Source organism: Georgenia sp. TF02-10 (assembly GCF_022759505.1).
Taxonomy (GTDB): Bacteria; Actinomycetota; Actinomycetes; order Actinomycetales; family Actinomycetaceae; genus TF02-10.
In genome coordinates this window covers 1,394,034-1,411,846 of sequence record NZ_CP094289.1, presented here as the reverse complement: position 1 = coordinate 1,411,846, position 17,813 = coordinate 1,394,034, and the positions used below count along the sequence as shown (strand labels likewise).

Sequence of the window (17,813 nt, the reverse complement as noted above, 5' to 3'; positions counted from 1 at the left end):
TCCGAGCGTAGGCGCCCGCCGGTGCCGCCGCCCGGGCGGGGACGCGGACCGGGGCCCCGGGCGGGGGCGCGGACCGGGGCCCGGGCGGGGATGCGGACGGGGCCCGGGCGCGGGAGTGCGGCCCCGGGGCCCACCGGCTAGGGTTGTTGAGGTTTCAAGCCGCACGCCGGGAAGGACGCCGCATGGGCTGCTCGCTCGCCGCTGGCCCCCGTGCGCTGCCCGCTTGCCGTTCCTGTCGGTAGAGCGCCCGGCTCAAGGGTGCGCCTGCCGCACGCCTGGCGCTCTGGTTCCCGCCCGCCGACCACTCCCCGGCCGACCACCGGCCCTGGCACGGCGCCGTCGTGCCGCTCCCCCCGAACGGAAGGACCACCATGGCCACCATCTACCAGGACGTCACCGCGCTCGTCGGCCGCACCCCGCTGGTGCGGCTGAACCGCATCACCGACGGTGCGGACGCGACCGTGCTCGCCAAGCTCGAGTTCTACAACCCCGCCAACTCGGTCAAGGACCGCATCGGCGTCGCGATCGTTGACGCGGCCGCGGCCTCGGGCGAGCTTCCGCCCGGCGGCACCATCGTCGAGGCGACCTCGGGCAACACCGGCATCGCGCTGGCCATGGTGGGCGCGGCCCGCGGGTACCAGGTCGTGCTGGCCATGCCCGAGTCGATGAGCAAGGAGCGCCGCGCCCTGCTCCGGGCGTTCGGCGCCGAGCTCGTCCTCACCCCCGCGGCGGAAGGCATGAAGGGCGCCGTCGCCCGGGCCGAGGCGATCGCCGCCGAGCGGCCCGGCGCCGTCCTGGCCCGGCAGTTCGCCAACCCGGCCAACCCGGAGATCCACCGGCGCACCACCGCCGAGGAGATCTGGGCGGACACCGACGGCACCGTCGACACCGTCGTCTCCGGGATCGGCACCGGCGGCACCATCACCGGCGTCGGCCAGGTCCTGAAGGAGCGCAAGCCCGGCGTGCGGATGGTCGCGGTGGAGCCGGCCGAGTCCCCGATCCTGACCGGCGGGCAGCCGGGGCCGCACAAGATCCAGGGCCTCGGGGCGAACTTCGTGCCGGACGTGCTGGACACCGCCGTCTACGACGAGGTGCTCGACGTCGACGTCGAGACCTCGGTGCGCTTCGCCCGCCGGGCGGCCACCGAGGAGGGCCTGCTCGTCGGGATCTCGTCCGGCACCGCCCTCGCCGCGGCGGTCAACGTGGCCAACCGGCCCGAGAGCGCGGGCCAGACGATCGTCGTCGTGCTGCCCGACTTCGGCGAGCGCTACCTCTCCACGGTGCTGTTCGAGGGCCTGGTCGACTGACGTGCACAACTCCCCGGTGCCCTTCCGGCAGCTGCTGCTGGAGGACCTGCGCGCTGCGCGCCGCCGCGACCCGGCGGCGCGCAGCCTGCTGGAGGTGGCGCTGGGGTACCCCGGGGTGCACGCCCTGTGGATCCACCGGCTCGCGCACCGGATGTGGCACGCCCACCCGCTGCTGAAGCTGCCCGCCCGGCTGCTCTCCCAGCTGGGCCGGGCGCTGACCGGGATCGAGATCCACCCGGGCGCGGTGCTGGGCCGGCGGCTGTTCATCGACCACGGCATGGGGGTGGTCATCGGGGAGACCGCCGAGGTGGGCGAGGACGTCGTGCTGTTCCACGGCACCACCCTGGGCGGGGTGTCGATGAGCCGCGGGAAGCGGCACCCGACGGTCGGCGACCGCGCCGTCATCGGCGCCGGCGCCAAGGTCCTCGGCCCGGTCAGCATCGGCGCCGACGCGAAGGTCGGGGCCAACGCCGTGGTGGTCAAGGACATCCCGCCGGGCGCCGTCGCCGTGGGCGTGCCCGCCCGGCCCCGGCCCGCGCCCCGCCAGCCGGCCCCGGACCCCTACGCCGACCCGGCGATCTACATCTGAGCCCGGCCGGGCGGCCCGGCCGGGCGCCCGCCTCGGGGCCGCGCCTACCCGCGCGGGGCGCGCTGGCAGCGGGGGCACCAGAACACGCGCCGGCCCGCCATCTCCGCCTCCTGGACCCGCGTGCCGCAGACCAGGCAGGGCTCGCCGGTGCGGTGGTAGACGTACCACCGGTCGGCGTCGCTGCGGCGGTCCTCCGGACGGGTGGTGACGATGGCGCCGGTCCGCACGCCGTCGGCCATGAGCTCGGCCAGGTCGGCCCACACCTGCCGCAGCCGGGCCGCCGGGACGTCCTTGCCGAGCCGGCGCGGGTGCACCCGGGCCCGGTACAGCGACTCCGCGCGGTAGATGTTGCCGACGCCGGCGATCACCGCCTGGTCCATGAGCAGCTCGCCCACCGGGCGGCGGCGGGCCCGGACCGCGGCCACGAAGCGCGCGGCGTCGCCGTCCGGGCGCAGCGGGTCCGGCCCGAGGCGGGCCTGCACGGCGGCCTTCTCCGCCGGGGTCACCACCTCGCAGGCGGTCGGGCCCGTGAGGTCGGCGACGCCGTGCGCGCCGAGCAGGCGCAGCCGCACCGCCCCGCGCGGCGGTGGTGGCGACCACTGGCCGTCCCGCTGGTCGGTGCCGGCGGCGACGGCCACCTCCTCCTCGGCGACCCGGCGGCGCGGGGCACCGATGGCGTGCGGGGCACGGAAGTCGGCGTCGCCGTCGAACGTCCAGGACCCGTACAGGCCCAGGTGCACCCGCAGCCACCGCAGGTCCGCCGTCGGCGCGCCCGCGCCGGGCCTGCCGCTCTCGGCCGGGGTGCCGTCGTCGGTGCGGCCGCCGGCGGAGCCGGCGGCGCTGCCCGCCGGGCCGGCGACGGCGCCGGCGGGCACCAGGCCGGGCACGACCCCGACGTCGCCGGGGACCGGGCCGGCCCGCCCGTCCTGGCCGTCCTGGCCGTCGTGGCCGTCCGGCGGCGCGAACGCCAGGAAGAGCTGCTTGCCGTGGGCCTCGGTGCCGGCCAGCACCCGACCGTCCAGGAGGTCGGCGCCGGCGGCGAACCGGCCCTGCGGAGAGCAGGCGGCGAGCCGCTGGCCGCCGAAGAGCTCGGCGAAGGCGTGCGCGAGCCGGTGGACCGTGTGCCCCTCAGGCATGCGGGACGTCCAGCGCGGGGGTGCCGGGCAGGTCCGGGGCGGCGGCCACGGCCGGCGCGGCCAGCGCCGGGGCGCGCCAGAGCCGCGGGGCGTCCCACCCGGAGCGGGACAGGTCGACCCGGACGGGGCTCAGCAGGCTCAGCACGGTGCCCTCCTCCTGGTAGTGGCGCAGCGCACGGTCCCGCAGCTGCCGGGGCAGCGTGCCGTCCGCGCGCACTACCCGCCACCACGGCACCTCGGCGCCGTAGGCGGCCATCACCGACCCGACGTGGCGGGCGTGGCCGTGGCCGGTGAGGTCCCGGACCGCCGCTGCGACCAGGCCGTAGGTCGTCGCCCGCCCCGGAGGGACCTGGTCGGCGACGTCGAGCACGAGCTCGGTCAGCTCGGTCCGGGCGGGCAGCACCCCCCTATGATCGCAGCGAGATGGAGCCCACCACCACCACGACCGGCTGCGAGCACTGCGCCGACCCCGCCCACCGCGCCGACCCCGCCCGCCGCGCCGAGTCCGGCAGCACGGCGGAGGCCGTCGACACCCCCAAGGCCCGGCGGCAGGCGCGGGTCCTGGTGCTGAGCGGCGCGGTCCTGGCCGGTGCCGCGGGTGCCCTGGTCGTCGCCCGGTCCGGGGCCGGCCCGGCGCTGCTCACGGCGGTCGGCACCGTCGCCGGCTGGCTCCTGGTCACCGCCGCGGGCCTCCTCGTCCTCGCCGCGGCGCGCGGCCGGGGCTCGCTCGCCCGGGCCACCGTGCTGGGCGGGCTCACCACGGCCGCCCTCACCCCCCTGGTGTGCCTGGCCCTCGCCCTCCTGGGCGCGGCCTGGCCGGAAGCTCTCCTGGCGGGGGCGGCCTGGCTGCTCTGCGGCGCCGTCGCCGTGGCCGTGCGCGCCCGGGCCTACCAGCGCCTGCTGAGCGCTGGGGCTGCCGACGGCGCCCGGCCGGGTGCTGCTGCTGCCGCCGGCTCGTCGGCCGGCCGGCAGGCGGGCTGGTGGTTGGGGCAGGGCGTGGCGGTGGCGGCGGCGACGGCCCTGCTCGGTGCGGTGCCCGCGGCCGTCCTGGTCCTCGTGCCGCTCGCCGTCGTCGGGGCGGTGGCGCAGATGCGCGGCGGCCAGCGCGTGGCGGCTCGGCCGCACGGGCGCTGACGCCGACGCCTGCTGCCGGCACCCGGCCTGGTCAGCCGGCCTGGTCAGCCGGCGCCGCCCGCCCGCTCATGCAAGGGACATCGGCGGCGTGGCCGGGCGCCAGGCTCTCCGCTCGATGCCCGCGCGGGCGGTCAGCACAGGTCGTGGTCGCAGGCCCCGCAGTGCTCGCAGAAGCCGTCCAGCACCAGGGCCGGGCCGTCGGAGGACGGGCACCACGCCCGGAGGGGGTCGGCGTAGGGGTCGATGTCGTCGACATCCGGACCGCTGTCGGCACCGCGCCCGGGGGCGAGCGCGAGCTCGAGCTCCAGGTCCAGGTCCATCGTCGTCATGGCGGCCATGGCGGTCTCCTCTCCTCAGCCCGCGGCCCGTGAGGGCGGCGCGGGGACCGGTTCACCCGTGCTGCTCTCACCCTCGCACCGACCTCTGACATCCCGGCTGCGCCACGCCGTCGTGACCCCCTCCGGGGGACCGGTCCGCGCCGCCCCGACGAACGAGCCCGGACGGATCACGGGGACCGTGCCACGATCGTCGGTCCCGGTGCCTCGACCCGGTGTCGGCCTGGACTCCGCTGCCGCTCCGGCCTTGGCTCCGCTCCCGGTGTCGGCCTGGGCTCCGCCCCCGTTGCTGGCCCCTCCGCTCCCGGTTGCTGGCCGTGAGCCTGACCGCCGCCGGCGGGCCGGGCTCAGCCGCGGCGGCCCGCCTCGTAGGCGGTGAGCAGGTCGACGCGCCGCCGGTGCCGCGGGTCGCCGGTGAACGGCTCGGCGAGGAACGCCTCCACCAGCGCCACCGCCTCGTCGGTGGTGTGCTGCCGGGCGCCGATCGCGACGACGTTGGCGTCGTTGTGCGCGCGGGCGAGGCGGGCGGTGTCGAGGTTCCAGGCCAGCGCCGCGCGGACCCCGCGCACCTTGTTGGCGGCGATCTGCTCGCCGTTGCCCGAGCCTCCGATGACCACGCCCAGGGACCCCGGGTCGCCGACCACGGCCTCGCCGGCGGCGAAGCACACCGGTGGGTAGTCGTCCAGGGCGTCGTAGCTGGCGGCCCCGTGGTCGACGACGTCGTGGCCGGCGGCGGCCAGGTGCGTGACCAGCACGGACTTGAGCTCGAACCCGGCATGGTCGGCGGCGATGTGGATGCGCATGAGCTCATTGTGCCGGGCACCGCTCGCGCGCCCCGGCCGGCGCACCGGGCGGCTCGGCCGCCGTCGACCGCGGGGTAGTGCCACCGTCGGTCCGTGGCGTGGTGCCGCCGTCGGGCCGCCTGCTGCCGCCGTCGGGGTGCCTGCTGCCGCCCGTCAGCCCGGCCGCGGTGCCGCCGTGTCGCCCCCCGTTGCCGACCGCCGGACCGGGCACCGTAGGGTTTGGGGATGACGACGACGAACACCGGCCCCACGATGACCGACGCCGAGGCCATGGACCTCGGCGTCCGCCCCCAGGACGACCTGTTCCGGCACGTCAACGGCACCTGGCTGCGGGAGCACGTCATCCCCGCCGACCGGGCCCGGGACGGGTCGTTCCTGAAGCTGCGGGACCTGTCCGAGGAGCGGGTCCGGGACATTATCGGCGCCGCGGCCGCCGGCGAGGTGGGCGCGGGCGACCCGGAGAACGCCCGCAAGATCGGCGACCTCTACGCCTCCTTCATGGCCACCGAGCGCATCGAGACCCTCGGCACGAGCCCGCTGCGGGCGGACCTGGAGCTCCTCACCGCCGCCCGGGACACCGACGCCCTCACCCGCGCCCTCGGCGCGCTCCAGCCGACGGGCGTGACCGGCGGGGTGGGCTACGACGTCGACACGGACCTCAACGACCCCGAGCGCTACACCGTCTTCTTCTGGCAGTCCGGGCTGGGCCTGCCGGACGAGTCCTACTACCGCGAGGACGCCCACGCCGGCACCCGCACCGCCTACGTCGCGCACGTCGCCGCCATGCTGGCGCTGACCGGCCTGGTCACCGCGGACGAGGCGATGGGCGCCGCCGAGCGCGTCATGCAGGTGGAGACCACCCTCGCCGCCGGGCACTGGGACCGGGTGAAGTCCCGCGAGGCCGACCTCATCAACAACCCCATGACCTGGGCGGAGGTGACCGCCGCCGCGCCCGGCTTCGACTGGGACCTGTGGCGCGCCACCCTCGGGGTGCCGGCGGGCGCCTTCGACCAGCTCATCGTCGCCATGCCGTCCTACGTCACGCACTTCGCCCGGACCTGGGCGCAGGCCGAGGTGGACTCCCTGCGCCTGTGGCTGGCCTGGCACGCCGTCCACGCCCGCGCGCCGTACCTGCCGCAGGCCTTCGTGGACGAGAACTTCGACTTCTACGGCCGCACCCTCACCGGCGCCGAGCAGCTCCGCGACCGGTGGAAGCGCGGGGTGGCCCTGGTCGAGGGCGCCATGGGCGAGGCGGTGGGCGAGCTCTACGTGGCCCGGCACTTCCCGCCGGAGCACAAGGCCGCCATGCAGGAGCTGGTGGGCAACCTGGTGGCGGCCTACCGGCAGTCGATCAGCACCCTGGACTGGATGAGCGAGGAGACCAGGTCCCGGGCGCTGGCCAAGCTCGAGGCTTTCACGCCCAAGATCGGCTACCCGGACAAGTGGCGCGACTACTCCACGCTGGAGGTCGACCAGACCGATCTGCTCGGCAACGTGCGCGCGGCGAACCTGTTCGAGGAGCGCCGCGACCTGGCCAAGCTCGGCAAGCCGATGGACCGGGACGAGTGGTTCATGCCGCCGCAGATGGTCAACGCCTACTACAACCCGACGATGAACGAGATCGTCTTCCCGGCCGCGATCCTCCAGCCCCCGTTCTTCGACCCGGCCGCGGACGACGCCTGGAACTACGGCGGCATCGGGGCGGTCATCGGGCACGAGATCGGCCACGGGTTCGACGACCAGGGGTCGAAGTACGACGGCACCGGCCGGCTCACCGACTGGTGGACGGAGGCCGACCGCACCGAGTTCGAGGCCCGGACCAAGGCGCTCATCGCCCAGTACGACGCCTACTCCCCCGCCCAGCTGGACGGCTCCCACCACGTCAACGGCGCGCTGACCGTCGGGGAGAACATCGGCGACCTCGGCGGCCTGTCGATCGCGGTGAAGGCCTACGACATCGCGCTGCGGGCCCGCGGCGTCGACGGGCTGGCCGCCGCCCCGGTGATCGACGGGCTGACCGGGCTGCAGCGGCTGTTCTACTCCTGGGCCCGGGTCTGGCGGGAGAAGAGCCGCGACGCCGAGATCATCCGGCTGCTGACCATCGACCCGCACTCCCCGGCCGAGTTCCGCTGCAACGGGGTGCTGCGCAACATGGACACCTTCCACGAGGCGTTCGACGTCACCCCCGGGGACGCCCTCTACCTCGCCCCGCAGGAGCGCGTGCGGATCTGGTGATCGCGCGTGCGGATCTGGTGATCGCCGGCAGGGCCGGGCCGGCGTCGGTCCTGCCTCCGCCCCCCGGTCCTGCTGCGCCCCTGGTCCTTCCGCGCCCCCTGGTCCTTCCCCCCGGGCATTCCCGCCGGGCCTTCCCCCGCCTGGTCGTCAGGACAGGCCGTAAGCGGCCCGCCGCACGGTGAAGGAGTGGCCGGACGGGTCGTGCGCGCAGGTGACGCCTTCCTCCGAGGAGGTGCACGTGTAGGCGCCGGTGGTGCGTTCCTGGCCGTAGTCGAGCACCGGGACGCCGTCGGCGTCGATGCCCAGCTCCTGGCCGGAGGTGTCGCAGACCAGGGCGGCGCCGTCGGCGTCCACCTGGAGGAAGTGCCCGAGCGTGCCCGGGCACGCCTCGGCCTCCGCCGGCGGGACGTCGTAGTCGAAGTCGGCGATCCCGCACAGGGCCCGCTCGGCCTCGATCGTGCAGGCGATGTTCCCGCTCGGCGTGACGAAGTCGAAGGCGACGCCGGACAGGTCCTCCCCGGCGGGCTCGCTCGGGTCGGCGGTGCCGGCGATCGTCGTCGGCGCGGTGGCCGCGTCGGCCGGCGGGCGCGTCTCGGGCGCCGTCGCCAGCCGCAGGCCGAGCACGACGGCGAAGCCCAGGATCGCCAGCACCGCAAGCACGACCAGGGTGCGCTCGGCCGCGCTCAGCCGCTGCCGACCCGCCATCACCGTTCTCCTCTCGCCGGGGCCAGGACACGGTACGCCAAGGACGGGTCGGGCCCGGGCACGGGTCCGCCGACCCGCCCTGGGCATCGTCGGCTGCTACCCGGGGCGCCGCGCGAGGACGTCCGCCGGCCGGCGGGGTCCCCGGGCGGAGGTCGACGGTCCTGCACCGGGGGCATGGGCGACGGGGTGGGGACAGACGGGCGCGGGCAGGCACCGGTCGAGAGGCCTCAGTCGAAGATGGGCCCGGACGTCCGGCTGCGCTTGAGCTCGTAGAACCCGGGCGTGCCCGCCACCAGCACCGCCCCGTCCCACAGCCGCCCGGCGGCCTCGCCCTTCGGCGCCGGCGTGACCACCGGCCCGAAGAAGGCGACGCCCTCGACGGCGACGACGGGGGTGCCCACGTCGTCGCCGACCCGGTCGATCGCCTCCTGGTGCGAGGCGCGCAGGGACTCGTCGAGCTCGTCGGAGCCCGCGATGTCGGCCAGCTCCGCCGGCAGCCCCACCTCGGCGAGCGACTCGGCGATGACGGCGGGGAGGTCCGTCCCGCGGTCCTGGAGATGGATCCGGGTGCCCAGGGCGTCGTACAGGGGCTTGACGACGGCGTCCCCGTACCGCTCGCGGGCGGCGTTGACCACCCGCACCGGGCCCCAGGCGCGGTCCATCAGCTCGGCGTAGTCGGCGGGCAGGTCCCGGCCCTCGTTGAGCACCGCGAGGCTCATCACGTGCCAGCTCACGGTGACGTTCCGGACGCGCTGGACCTCCCCCATCCACCGGGACGTCATCCACGCCCAGGGGCACATCGGGTCGAACCAGAAGTCGGCGTGCTGCGTGGGTGCCTGCTCGGTGCTGTCGGTGCGCTCGGTCGTGCTGGTGGATTCGCTCATGGCCCCATTCTCCCCCCGGACCGCAGGTCGGCAGCCGGGCGGGCGGGCGCCGTCGGGCACCGACTCCCGGCGCCGCACGACGACGGATCCTCCCCCGCACGTCCGCGGCCGGGCGAGCGGCGGCGTCGGCCACCTCCCCCGGACCGCACGTCCGCCGCGGGCCGAGCGGGCGCCGTCGGGCCGGGCAGGGGTGAGCGGGCCGGCCCGTGGTGGCAGGATCGACGGAGCGCCGCCGGCGCCCCGTCCCGCGTCCCGGACCACCGAAGGAGACCCATGCCCGGCCAGAACCTCACCCGCACCGAGGCCCAGGAGCGAGCCGCCACGGTGGCGACCGAGAGCTACGCCGTCGTCCTGGACCTCACCCGCGGGGACCGGGTCTTCGGGTCCACCACCACGATCACCTTCACCGCCACCCCCGGCGCCGCCACCTTCGTCGACCTGATCGCCGAGTCGGTGGAGTCCATCACGCTCAACGGCGAGCCGGTGGACACGGCCGCCTTCGCCGACTCCCGCATCCAGCTCACCGGCCTGGCCGCCCGCAACGAGCTCGTCGTGGCGGCCACCTGCCGGTACATGCACACCGGGGAGGGCCTGCACCGCTTCGTCGACCCGGTCGACGGCGAGACGTACCTATACACCCAGTTCGAGGTCGCCGACTCCCGGCGCATGTTCGCCGTCTTCGAGCAGCCCGACCTCAAGGCCACCTTCGCCTTCACCGTCACCGCCCCGGACCACTGGACCGTCGTCTCCGGCGCCCCCACCCCCGAGCCGACCCCGGCCGGCGACGGCGTCGCCACCTGGACCTTCCCGCCCACCGACCGCATCTCCTCCTACCTCACCGCGATCGTGGCCGGCCCCTACCACGGCGTGCACGGCGAGCTGACCTCCGCCGACGGGCGCACCATCCCGCTGGGCGTGTACTGCCGGGCCTCGCTGGCCCAGCACCTCGACGCCGAGGAGATCATGGACCTGACCCGGGCCGGGTTCGCGTTCTACGAGGCCGCCTTCGACCGGCCCTACCCGTTCGCCAAGTACGACCAGCTCTTCGTGCCGGAGTTCAACGCCGGCGCCATGGAGAACGCCGGCGCGGTGACCATCGTGGAGAGCTACGTCTTCCGCTCCAAGGTCCCCGCCGCGACCGTCGAGCGCCGCGCCGTGACCGTCCTGCACGAGCTGGCCCACATGTGGTTCGGGGACCTGGTGACCATGCGCTGGTGGAACGACCTGTGGCTGAACGAGTCCTTCGCCGAGTACGTCTCCCACCTGGCCGCCGCCGAGGCCACCCGGTTCACGACGGCGTGGACCACCTTCTCCGCGCTGGAGAAGTCCTGGGCGTACAACCAGGACCAGCTGCCGTCCACCCACCCCATCGTCGCCCCGATCCGGGACCTGGAGGACGTGGAGGTCAACTTCGACGGCATCACCTACGCCAAGGGCGCCTCGGTGCTCAAGCAGCTCGTGGCCTGGGTCGGGCGGGACGCCTTCCTCGCCGGCGTTCGGCAGTACTTCGCCAAGCACGCCCACGGCAACACCGAGCTGGCCGACCTGCTCGCCGAGCTCGAGGCCACCTCCGGCCGGGACCTGGCCTCCTGGTCCCGGGTCTGGCTGGAGCAGGCCGGCGTCACCCTGCTGCGCCCGGAGATGCAGACCGACGACGACGGCACGGTCACCGCGCTGGCCATCGTCCAGGAGGCCCCGGCCGAGCACGCCACGCTGCGCCCGCACCGCCTCGTCCTGGGCGGCTACGACGTCGTCGGGACCGGCTCCGCCGCCCGCCTGGAGCGCACGGCCCGGGTCGAGCTCGACGTCGACGGCGCCCGGACCGAGGTGCCCGACCTGGTCGGCCGGGCCCGGCCGGACCTGCTGCTGGTCAACGACGAGGACCTCGCCTACGCCAAGGTGCGGCTGGACGAGGTGTCGCTGCGCACAGCGACGGAGCACCTGGGCGGGTTCACCGAGTCCCTGCCCCGGGCGCTCGTGCTCGGCGCGGCGTGGGACATGACCCGGGACGGGGAGTGGCCGGCCCGGGACTTCCTCGACCTGGTGCTGGCCGCGCTGCCCGTCGAGACCGACTCCACGGTCGTGCAGGTCCTGCTGCGCCAGCTGGGCACGGCGCTGCAGTCCTACACGGCGCCGGCCGCCCGGGCCGCGGTGGTGCCCGCGGTCACCGGCCGGCTCCTCGACCTCGCCCGCCAGGCGGACCCCGGCTCCGACACCCAGCTCCAGCTCGTCCGGGCGGTCGCCCAGCACGCCACCGCCGAGCGGGCGGACGTGCTCGGCGGGCTCCTGGACGGCACCGAGGAGCTGCCCGGCCTGGCGGTGGACACCGACCTGCGCTGGGCCCTGCTGCAGGGCCTCGCCGCCGCCGGCCGGACCGGCGAGGCGGAGATCGACGCCGAGCTCGCGCGGGACGCCACGGCCGCCGGGCAGCAGCAGGCGGCGCGGGCCCGGGCCGCCGTGCCCACCGCCGAGAGCAAGGCGCGGGCCTGGGCCGACGTGGTGGACTCCGACGCCCTGCCCAACGCCCTGCAGAGCAACGTCATCGCCGGCTACGCCCACGTCCACGACCGGGGCCTGCTCGTCCCGGCGGCGGAGGCCTACTTCGCGGCGCTGGAGCGGGTGTGGGCGGAGAAGACCAACGAGATGGCGCAGAACATCGTCATCGGGCTGTACCCGTCCGGGCTGGCCGGGCTGGCCGAGGAGCACGGTGTCGACGTCGTGGCGCTGACCGAGGCGTGGCTGGCCGAGCACGCCAGCGCCGCGCCCGCGCTGCGCCGCCTCGTGACGGAGAACCTCGACGCCGTCCGGCGGGCGGTCCGGGCGCAGGAGGTGGACGCCCGGGCACGGGCGCAGGCGTGAGACGGGCGCGGCACGGGGCGTGAGGCGGGAGCCCGCGTAGGCGCGGCACGGAGCGTCAGGCGGGAGCCCGCGTAGGCGTCCGCGGGTGCGGGCACGGCTGCGAGCCCGCGGGGACGCGGGTGACGTGATCCGGGCCCGGGCGTGAGCCGGGCAGGCGCGGCGGTCGCCCGCGCTCAAGCCTGCCGGGGATAGAGGTTCTCGACCGCCACCGGCTCGATGTCATCCGCCGCCGGCAGGCTGAAGCCGAGGACCTGGGCCGGAGTTCAGCTCCGCGTCCAGGCCCGGCGGACGATCTCCGCCCGCCGGGATCCGTGCCGCTCGCCGTCGAGCGGGAGGCGGGCCACCAGGCGCGCCCGGTAGCCGGTGGAGCCGCCGAGGTCGACGCCGACGAAGCCACCGCTCGCCCGGCAGTGCATGCCGGTGCTCACCGCGGCCGTGGCCGGAGCCGGGCGGGCCGCCGTCGACCTGCACCAGCAGCGGCAGCCTTACCCTCCGGGTCGGTCCTCCCGGCCGAGAGCGCTGTCGCTTGCGGCCGGTGGAGGTGGCTGGACCGCATCTCGTCGGTCGAGCTGCCGGTACAGCGGAACCCGCTCCGGCAACTGATTCGGCACCCGCATCGCGCTCTGGCGGCGGGATCTGCACGCGATCGCGGGGCCGTGCTCGCGGGCCGGGGCATTGGCGGCCAACTGAGAAGGATTCTCATTTCTGGTAGCGTCTGCGCCGCGGCCCCAGCCGCTCCATGCACCGTTCAGGAAAGGAGCAAGCTCCGTCCTCGCCAGCGCCGGCGGAGCGAAGAACCGAATGACACCCACCGCGCGAACCCACTCACGATCGAGGGGCGTGGTCGCCCTCGGCCTCGTCCTGCCCCTCCTAGCTCTGACCGCCTGCTCCTCGGGCGAGGCCGCACCTAGCGCCGATGGCGCGGCTTCACAGACGACGGAGGCGGCGGAGAACCAGGCGACGGAGGAGTCCACGTACACCCCCCGCCTCACCATCACCTATGACGGCGGGATCCAGGTGCTCGACGCCGGAACCCTGGAGACCGTCGGCCAGCTCGAGCTCGACGGCTTCAACCGACTCAACGGCGCCGGTGACGGCCGGCACCTCCTGGTCTCCACCGCGGGTGGGTTCCGGGTCCTGGACGCCGGTGCGTGGGCCGAGCCGCACGGTGACCACTCGCACTACTACTCGGCCGACCCCGAGCTGACCGACGTCGTGCTCGAGGCGGACAAGCCCGGCCACGTCGTGGCCCACGGGGGGCGCGTCGCGCTCTTCGACGACGGCACCGGGGAGGTGACGGTCGTTGACGCCAGCAGCGTCGCCGACCCAGGGCGCGAGGCTCGGCGGTACAGCACCCCCGAGGCCCACCACGGGGTGGCGGTCGAGCTGGCCGACGGCACCCTCGTCGTCTCGGAGGGCACCGAGGAGGCACGCACGGGCATCCGCGTGCTGGACGAGAACGACGAGGAGATCGCGTCGTCCGACGAGTGCCCCGGGGTGCACGGCGAGGCCGTCGCCGCTGACGAGGCCGTGCTGATCGGCTGCGAGGACGGGGGGCTGATCTACAAGGACGGCGCCATCACCAAGGTCGACAGCCCCGACGCCTACGGACGCGTCGGCAACCAGGCCGGCAGCGAGGAGTCCAGCGTCGTGCTCGGCGACTACAAGTCGGACCCGGACGCCGAGCTGGAGCGGCCCACGCGAGTCTCGCTCACGGACACCGAGACCGGCGAGATGACGCTCGTGGACCTGCCCGCGAGCTACACCTTCCGGTCGCTGGCCCGCGGCGAGGACGGCGAGGCGCTCGTCCTGGGCACCGACGGCCAGATCCACGTCATCGACCCGGCGAGCAAGACGCTGGTCAGGTCCATCCCCGTCATCGACGAGTGGGAAGAGCCCGACGAGTGGCAGTCCCCGCGCCCGGCGATCTTCATGCTCGACGGCTCGGCCTACGTCACCGACCCCGCCGAGCGAGCCATCCATGCCGTGGACATCGAGACCGGCGAGACGTGGCTGAGCACTGAGCTAGACGTCGAGCCCATCGAGATCAACGGCATCTCCGGGAACGTCGAGGAGGGGTCGACCAAGTACGGCGAGAGCGACGCCCACGACCACAACGAGCACGCCGAGGACGAGCACTCCGCCGAATAGGGCGGCCATTCGGGGCCCGAACGACCAGGGCTGACCTGGACGCCCGCGCACGACACGTCGTGGCCGCGACACCACCGGTGTCGCGGCCACGACGCTGCCCCGTCCGGCTGGCTCGAGGCGCCATCTGCGATGTCGGTGGCCGGTCCTACCGTCGAGGGTATGGACGGGCAGGCCCAGCACGACGCCAGTGCCGCCGACGGCGGCTGCGCGGCGATGTCGGTGGCCGGTCCTACCGTCGAGGGTATGGACGGACAGCCCCAGCGCAGCGCCAGCGCCGCCACTGACGGCGGTCGGGCGGCGATGTCGGTGGCCGGTCCTACCGTCGAGGGCATGGACGGGCAGGACCAGCACGACGCCGCCGACGGCGGCCGGGCGGCGATGTCGGTGGTCGGTCCTACCGTCGCGGGTATGGACGGTGAGGGCGGGCGCGGGACCGGGGAGGGTTCGCCGGTCTCGGTCCGGGTGGTCAACGACGCCGCCCTGGGCATGTTCGTGGCGGTGACGGTGCTGTGGTCCGCGGTCGCCACCGCCGAGGCACGGCTGGCGATGGAGATGGCCGAGGAGGTCGGCGCCGCGCTCGCCGCTGCCGGCGTGGCCGACCCCGCTGGGCCGCAGCCCACCGCCCCCGACGGTGAGGTCCCCACCCTGACTCCCGCCGACCATGAGGCCGGTGGCCGGGAACCTGCACGGCAGGACGCCCAGGCCGCCGCTGAGCAGGCCGCGCCGGCCGCCGGGCAGGCCGCGCCGGCCGCCGGGCAGGACGACGCAGACGCAGACGCAGACGGCGCTGACGACGGCGGTGGTGCTGGTGCCGGTGGTGCTCGGTCGTCATCGTCGGTGCGGGGGGTGTTCTCGGCGGCGGCGGCGGCGTTGGAGCGGACCGTGCCCGGTCCGGGGCTGGCCCAGAGGCTGGCCGGGGCGAGCCTGGCCGATGCCGATGACGCCACGGTGGTGGAGATGATCGCCGGGTGGGAACGCCTGTCCGCCTGGGTGACCTCCCAGCAGGCAAGGGCGCTGGCCGAGCTGCACGCCCGCCGCACCCGGGGCCGGCCGGGCAGCAGCATCAGGCACCGGGGCGCGATCTTCGAGGTCGAGGCCCGCCTGCACACCACCCAGTACGCCGCCGAGGCCAAGGTCGGCCTGGCCCTGACCCTGGAGAGCTTCCCGGCCGTGGCCGACGCCCTCACCCGCGGTGAGATCGACGCGCGCAAGGCCGAGGTGCTCTGCACCGCCGAGCCCGCCCTGCCCGACGCCGACCGCCGCCGCGTGCACCGCCGGGTGCTGCCCGGCGCCGGGGACCTCACCGCCCCCCAGCTCCGTGAGGAGATCCGCCGGGCCGCCCTGGAGGCCGACGTCGCCGCCGCCGAACGCCGCCACCAGGCCGCCTACGCCAAGCGCCGGGTGATGGTCGAGCCGGCCGATGACACCATGGCCTGGGTCAGCGCCTACCTCCGCGCGGACAACGCCGAGGTGGTCCGGGTCGCCCTGGACGCCCTCGCCGCGGCCGCCAAGGCCCCCGGGGAGACCCGCACCCTGGACCAGCGCCGCGCCGACGCCCTCACCGACGTCTTCACCGGCATCCTCAACACCGGCACCAGCCCCGCCGGCACGCCCCTGCCCACCCAGCACGGCCGCCGCCCGCACCTGCAGGTCACCGTCGCCGCCGGCACCCTCCTCGGCCTGGACGACCAGGTCGCCGAGCTCGCCGGGTACGGGCCCATCCCGGCCGACCTGGCCCGGCAGATCGCCCAGGACGCCACCTGGCGGGCAATGTTCACCGACGCCGCCACCGGAGAGTTCCTCGCCCTGGGCACCAAGACCTACCGCCCCGGGGCGGACCTGACCCGCACCATCATCGCCCGGGACGTGACGTGTACGTTCACCGGCTGCCGGATCCCCGCCGGGCGCTGCCAGATCGACCACATCGCCGCTTTCGACCACGCCCTGGCCGGCCTGCTCGAGCAGACCACGAGGGAGAACCTCCACGCCGGCTGCACCGGCCACCACGAGGCCAAGACCTCCGGGGGGTGGTCCGTCTCCCGCGACCCCACCACCGGCGTCATCACCTGGACCGCCCCCACCGGCCACCGCTACCCCCGCCAGCCCATCCGGCCCCCCGGCCCCTGGCGCAACCAGCCCCACCAGCCCGACCAGGGCGGCCGGGACGGGCCCGACCCCTACGCCCCCGACCAACCCATCCCCTTCTGAGCCACGCCTGCCTCAGGACGCCGGCGCGGACCTCAGCGACGGTAGACCTCGCGCCGATGAGCGGCGCGGAGGACGAGCACGAGAAGGTCCGCGTCGTGGATCTCATACACGATCCGGTACGCACCTGTCCGGACACGCCACTCGCCGGCACCCCCGACCAGTTGAGTAGCCGCCGGCGGCCGGGGGTTCTCGCTCAGGAGCTCGAGCGCCGCCTGTATCCGGCGACGCGCCTGCGGTTCGAGCTTCCGCAGTTCTCGTGCCGCCGAGGGTGCGAGGGAGATCCGGTAAGTCATGCCAGCCCGAGATCAACCTTGACGCTCTCCCACGGGATCGGCTCCTGACCAGTGCTTCGCATCTCCTCCCGAGCGGCAGCGGCGGCACGGATGTCCGCCATGTCCTCGGCAAGGTCGAGAAGGTTGTCGAGGTCGTCGGCGTCGACAAGTGCCGCGACCCGCCGTCCTCGACGTGTGAGAAAGACCGGCCGATGCTCGGCACCCACCGCATCGATGATGCCCGCCAGATTCTCCCGGGCACTCGACACGCTGATCTCTTCCACTGCGCTCATGTACAGATAGTACGACAGTCATGCCGCTTGTACAGTCCGTGCACATCCTGAGCAAGAGGTGTCCATCGCGGCGGGCTCTCAACTCGCGCCACCGACACCACCACCGGGGTCCCGTGATCCCGGGCCCACTTGCCGGGCGCCCCGATCAGGGCCGGACGACGTCGTCCGGCTCCGGCAGCAGCCACCCGTCCGTGCCCACCCCGCGCGCAGCGGCCGCGAGCGCGGTGAGGTCGGGCGCGGTGGCGTGCGCGCCGGCGTCGAGGAGCGCCTCCGGCGGCGCCGAGGTCGTCATCCCGAGCAGGTGTCCAACTCCGGCGCCGCGGGCGGCGGTGAGCCCGGCGGGGGTGTCCTCGGCGGCGAGGCAGGCGGCGGCGTCGGCGCCGAGGCGCCGCACCGCGAGAGCGTAGGGCGCCGGGTCCGGCTTCCCGGTGGGGGTGTCCTCGGCGGTCACCAGGGTCAGGCCGAGGTCACCGACCTCGAGGAGGTCCAGCACGTGCTGCGTCCACGCCCGACCGGCGGAGGTGACGACGGCGATGGGCATACCGGCGGCGTGCCAGCCACGAATGGCGTCGGCCGCGCCCGGCACCGGCACCGGTGGGTCGGCGACCAGGTCGAGGCGGGCGGTCACCGCAGCCGCCAGCGCAACGCCGTCCTCCCCCGCCCAGGGACCGTCCAGGGCGGCGAAGACGTCCGCGGCACGGCGCCCCCCGAAGGCGGCGAGCACCTCCGCGGGCAGGGGCCAGCCGCGCTCGGCGAAGTACCGCCGGAAGGCGGCGCGGTGGGCGGGCTCTGAGTTCACGAGCGTGCCGTCCATGTCCAGCAGCAGGGCCGCGCCGGGTTCGATGAGGGTGGCGGCGAGCCGGGCGACGGCGTCGCTCACGTGGCAGCGGCGGGGCGGCGGG

General features: G+C 75.2%; 17 protein-coding genes. 7 read left to right on the top strand and 10 right to left on the bottom strand.

The features are described from left to right. Positions 1-371 precede the first annotated feature (371 nt). On the top strand, positions 372-1,307 hold the full coding sequence (gene cysK, locus MF406_RS06355; RefSeq protein WP_242897117.1) for a cysteine synthase A: 936 nt from the start codon (positions 372-374) through the stop codon (positions 1,305-1,307). Between the two features lie 16 nt (positions 1,308-1,323). Further along, positions 1,324-1,896 carry a serine O-acetyltransferase EpsC gene (gene epsC, locus MF406_RS06350; RefSeq protein ID WP_242897116.1) on the top strand — a complete coding sequence of 191 codons (573 nt, stop codon included), beginning with the start codon at positions 1,324-1,326 and terminating at the stop codon, positions 1,894-1,896. A 44-nt stretch (positions 1,897-1,940) separates the two neighbouring features. Here epsC and MF406_RS06345 read toward each other — a convergent pair whose 3' ends face one another. Both MF406_RS06345 and MF406_RS06340 read right to left on the bottom strand, forming a co-directional pair. Next, the gene (locus MF406_RS06345; RefSeq protein ID WP_242897115.1) at positions 1,941-3,032 is read right to left on the bottom strand and encodes an Fpg/Nei family DNA glycosylase; all 1,092 of its coding nucleotides are present in this window, start codon (positions 3,030-3,032) and stop codon (positions 1,941-1,943) included. Then, the gene (locus MF406_RS06340) at positions 3,025-3,435 is read right to left on the bottom strand and encodes an MGMT family protein (protein WP_242897114.1); all 411 of its coding nucleotides are present in this window, start codon (positions 3,433-3,435) and stop codon (positions 3,025-3,027) included. Before MF406_RS06340 ends, MF406_RS06345 begins: the two co-directional genes overlap by 8 nt. A 20-nt stretch (positions 3,436-3,455) precedes the next feature. Between MF406_RS06340 and MF406_RS06335 the strand changes: the two genes are divergently transcribed. Then, the gene (locus MF406_RS06335; RefSeq protein WP_242897113.1) at positions 3,456-4,166 is read left to right on the top strand and encodes a hypothetical protein; all 711 of its coding nucleotides are present in this window, start codon (positions 3,456-3,458) and stop codon (positions 4,164-4,166) included. A 131-nt stretch (positions 4,167-4,297) separates the two neighbouring features. On the opposite strand, the gene MF406_RS06330 is transcribed toward MF406_RS06335, so the two are convergent. Continuing rightward, entirely contained in the window at positions 4,298-4,504 is a 207-nt protein-coding gene (locus MF406_RS06330) for a hypothetical protein (RefSeq protein ID WP_242897112.1), read from the bottom strand. Between the two features lie 344 nt (positions 4,505-4,848). Next, on the bottom strand, positions 4,849-5,304 hold the full coding sequence (locus tag MF406_RS06325) for a ribose-5-phosphate isomerase (RefSeq protein ID WP_242897111.1): 456 nt from the start codon (positions 5,302-5,304) through the stop codon (positions 4,849-4,851). A gap of 225 nt (positions 5,305-5,529) precedes the next feature. Between MF406_RS06325 and MF406_RS06320 the strand changes: the two genes are divergently transcribed. Continuing rightward, positions 5,530-7,539, top strand: coding sequence for a M13 family metallopeptidase (locus MF406_RS06320; protein ID WP_242897110.1), 2,010 nt, complete (start codon positions 5,530-5,532; stop codon positions 7,537-7,539). Positions 7,540-7,686: 147 nt separating this feature from the next. Here MF406_RS06320 and MF406_RS06315 read toward each other — a convergent pair whose 3' ends face one another. Together MF406_RS06315 and MF406_RS06310 are read right to left on the bottom strand one after the other, a co-directional pair. Further along, complete coding sequence (locus MF406_RS06315) at positions 7,687-8,244, bottom strand: hypothetical protein (RefSeq protein ID WP_242897109.1); 558 nt, start codon at positions 8,242-8,244, stop codon at positions 7,687-7,689. 227 nt (positions 8,245-8,471) lie between these two features. Beyond that, positions 8,472-9,128, bottom strand: a complete 657-nt coding sequence (locus MF406_RS06310) for a DsbA family protein (RefSeq protein WP_242897108.1) — start codon at positions 9,126-9,128, stop codon at positions 8,472-8,474. A gap of 273 nt (positions 9,129-9,401) precedes the next feature. Here MF406_RS06310 and pepN point away from each other — a divergent pair, with 273 nt between their 5' ends. After that, positions 9,402-11,987, top strand: a complete 2,586-nt coding sequence (gene pepN / locus MF406_RS06305) for an aminopeptidase N (protein WP_242897107.1) — start codon at positions 9,402-9,404, stop codon at positions 11,985-11,987. 263 nt (positions 11,988-12,250) lie between these two features. Here the strand turns inward: pepN and MF406_RS06300 are convergent, their stop codons facing one another. Beyond that, entirely contained in the window at positions 12,251-12,415 is a 165-nt protein-coding gene (locus MF406_RS06300; protein WP_242897106.1) for a hypothetical protein, read from the bottom strand. A 412-nt stretch (positions 12,416-12,827) separates the two neighbouring features. Here MF406_RS06300 and aztD point away from each other — a divergent pair, with 412 nt between their 5' ends. After that, positions 12,828-14,138: a zinc metallochaperone AztD gene (aztD, locus tag MF406_RS06295; RefSeq protein ID WP_242897105.1), complete on the top strand. Its 1,311-nt coding sequence runs from the start codon at positions 12,828-12,830 to the stop codon at positions 14,136-14,138. A 159-nt stretch (positions 14,139-14,297) separates the two neighbouring features. Beyond that, entirely contained in the window at positions 14,298-16,346 is a 2,049-nt protein-coding gene (locus MF406_RS06290; protein WP_242897104.1) for a DUF222 domain-containing protein, read from the top strand. A 32-nt stretch (positions 16,347-16,378) separates the two neighbouring features. Here the strand turns inward: MF406_RS06290 and MF406_RS06285 are convergent, their stop codons facing one another. The 3 genes from MF406_RS06285 to MF406_RS06275 all read right to left on the bottom strand — a co-directional run bounded on the left by MF406_RS06285 (position 16,379) and on the right by MF406_RS06275 (position 17,791). Then, positions 16,379-16,639 carry a type II toxin-antitoxin system RelE/ParE family toxin gene (locus MF406_RS06285; RefSeq protein WP_242897103.1) on the bottom strand — a complete coding sequence of 87 codons (261 nt, stop codon included), beginning with the start codon at positions 16,637-16,639 and terminating at the stop codon, positions 16,379-16,381. Next, entirely contained in the window at positions 16,636-16,911 is a 276-nt protein-coding gene (locus tag MF406_RS06280) for a type II toxin-antitoxin system prevent-host-death family antitoxin (protein ID WP_242897102.1), read from the bottom strand. Before MF406_RS06280 ends, MF406_RS06285 begins: the two co-directional genes overlap by 4 nt. A 145-nt stretch (positions 16,912-17,056) precedes the next feature. Further along, positions 17,057-17,791 (bottom strand): HAD family phosphatase, encoded by a 735-nt coding sequence (locus MF406_RS06275; RefSeq protein ID WP_242897101.1) that lies wholly within the window; start codon positions 17,789-17,791, stop codon positions 17,057-17,059. Between the last annotated feature and the right edge of the window lie 22 nt (positions 17,792-17,813).

Coding starts and splice junctions, on each gene's coding strand:
- cysK (WP_242897117.1), top strand. CDS start 372: ATGGCCACCATCTACCAGGACGTCACCGCGCTCGTCGGCCGCACCCCG.
- MF406_RS06345 (WP_242897115.1), bottom strand. CDS start 3,032: ATGCCTGAGGGGCACACGGTCCACCGGCTCGCGCACGCCTTCGCCGAG.
- MF406_RS06325 (WP_242897111.1), bottom strand. CDS start 5,304: ATGCGCATCCACATCGCCGCCGACCATGCCGGGTTCGAGCTCAAGTCC.
- MF406_RS06335 (WP_242897113.1), top strand. CDS start 3,456: ATGGAGCCCACCACCACCACGACCGGCTGCGAGCACTGCGCCGACCCC.
- MF406_RS06330 (WP_242897112.1), bottom strand. CDS start 4,504: ATGGCCGCCATGACGACGATGGACCTGGACCTGGAGCTCGAGCTCGCG.
- MF406_RS06315 (WP_242897109.1), bottom strand. CDS start 8,244: ATGGCGGGTCGGCAGCGGCTGAGCGCGGCCGAGCGCACCCTGGTCGTG.
- MF406_RS06290 (WP_242897104.1), top strand. CDS start 14,298: ATGGACGGGCAGGCCCAGCACGACGCCAGTGCCGCCGACGGCGGCTGC.
- MF406_RS06280 (WP_242897102.1), bottom strand. CDS start 16,911: ATGAGCGCAGTGGAAGAGATCAGCGTGTCGAGTGCCCGGGAGAATCTG.
- MF406_RS06320 (WP_242897110.1), top strand. CDS start 5,530: ATGACGACGACGAACACCGGCCCCACGATGACCGACGCCGAGGCCATG.
- pepN (WP_242897107.1), top strand. CDS start 9,402: ATGCCCGGCCAGAACCTCACCCGCACCGAGGCCCAGGAGCGAGCCGCC.
- MF406_RS06285 (WP_242897103.1), bottom strand. CDS start 16,639: ATGACTTACCGGATCTCCCTCGCACCCTCGGCGGCACGAGAACTGCGG.
- MF406_RS06310 (WP_242897108.1), bottom strand. CDS start 9,128: ATGAGCGAATCCACCAGCACGACCGAGCGCACCGACAGCACCGAGCAG.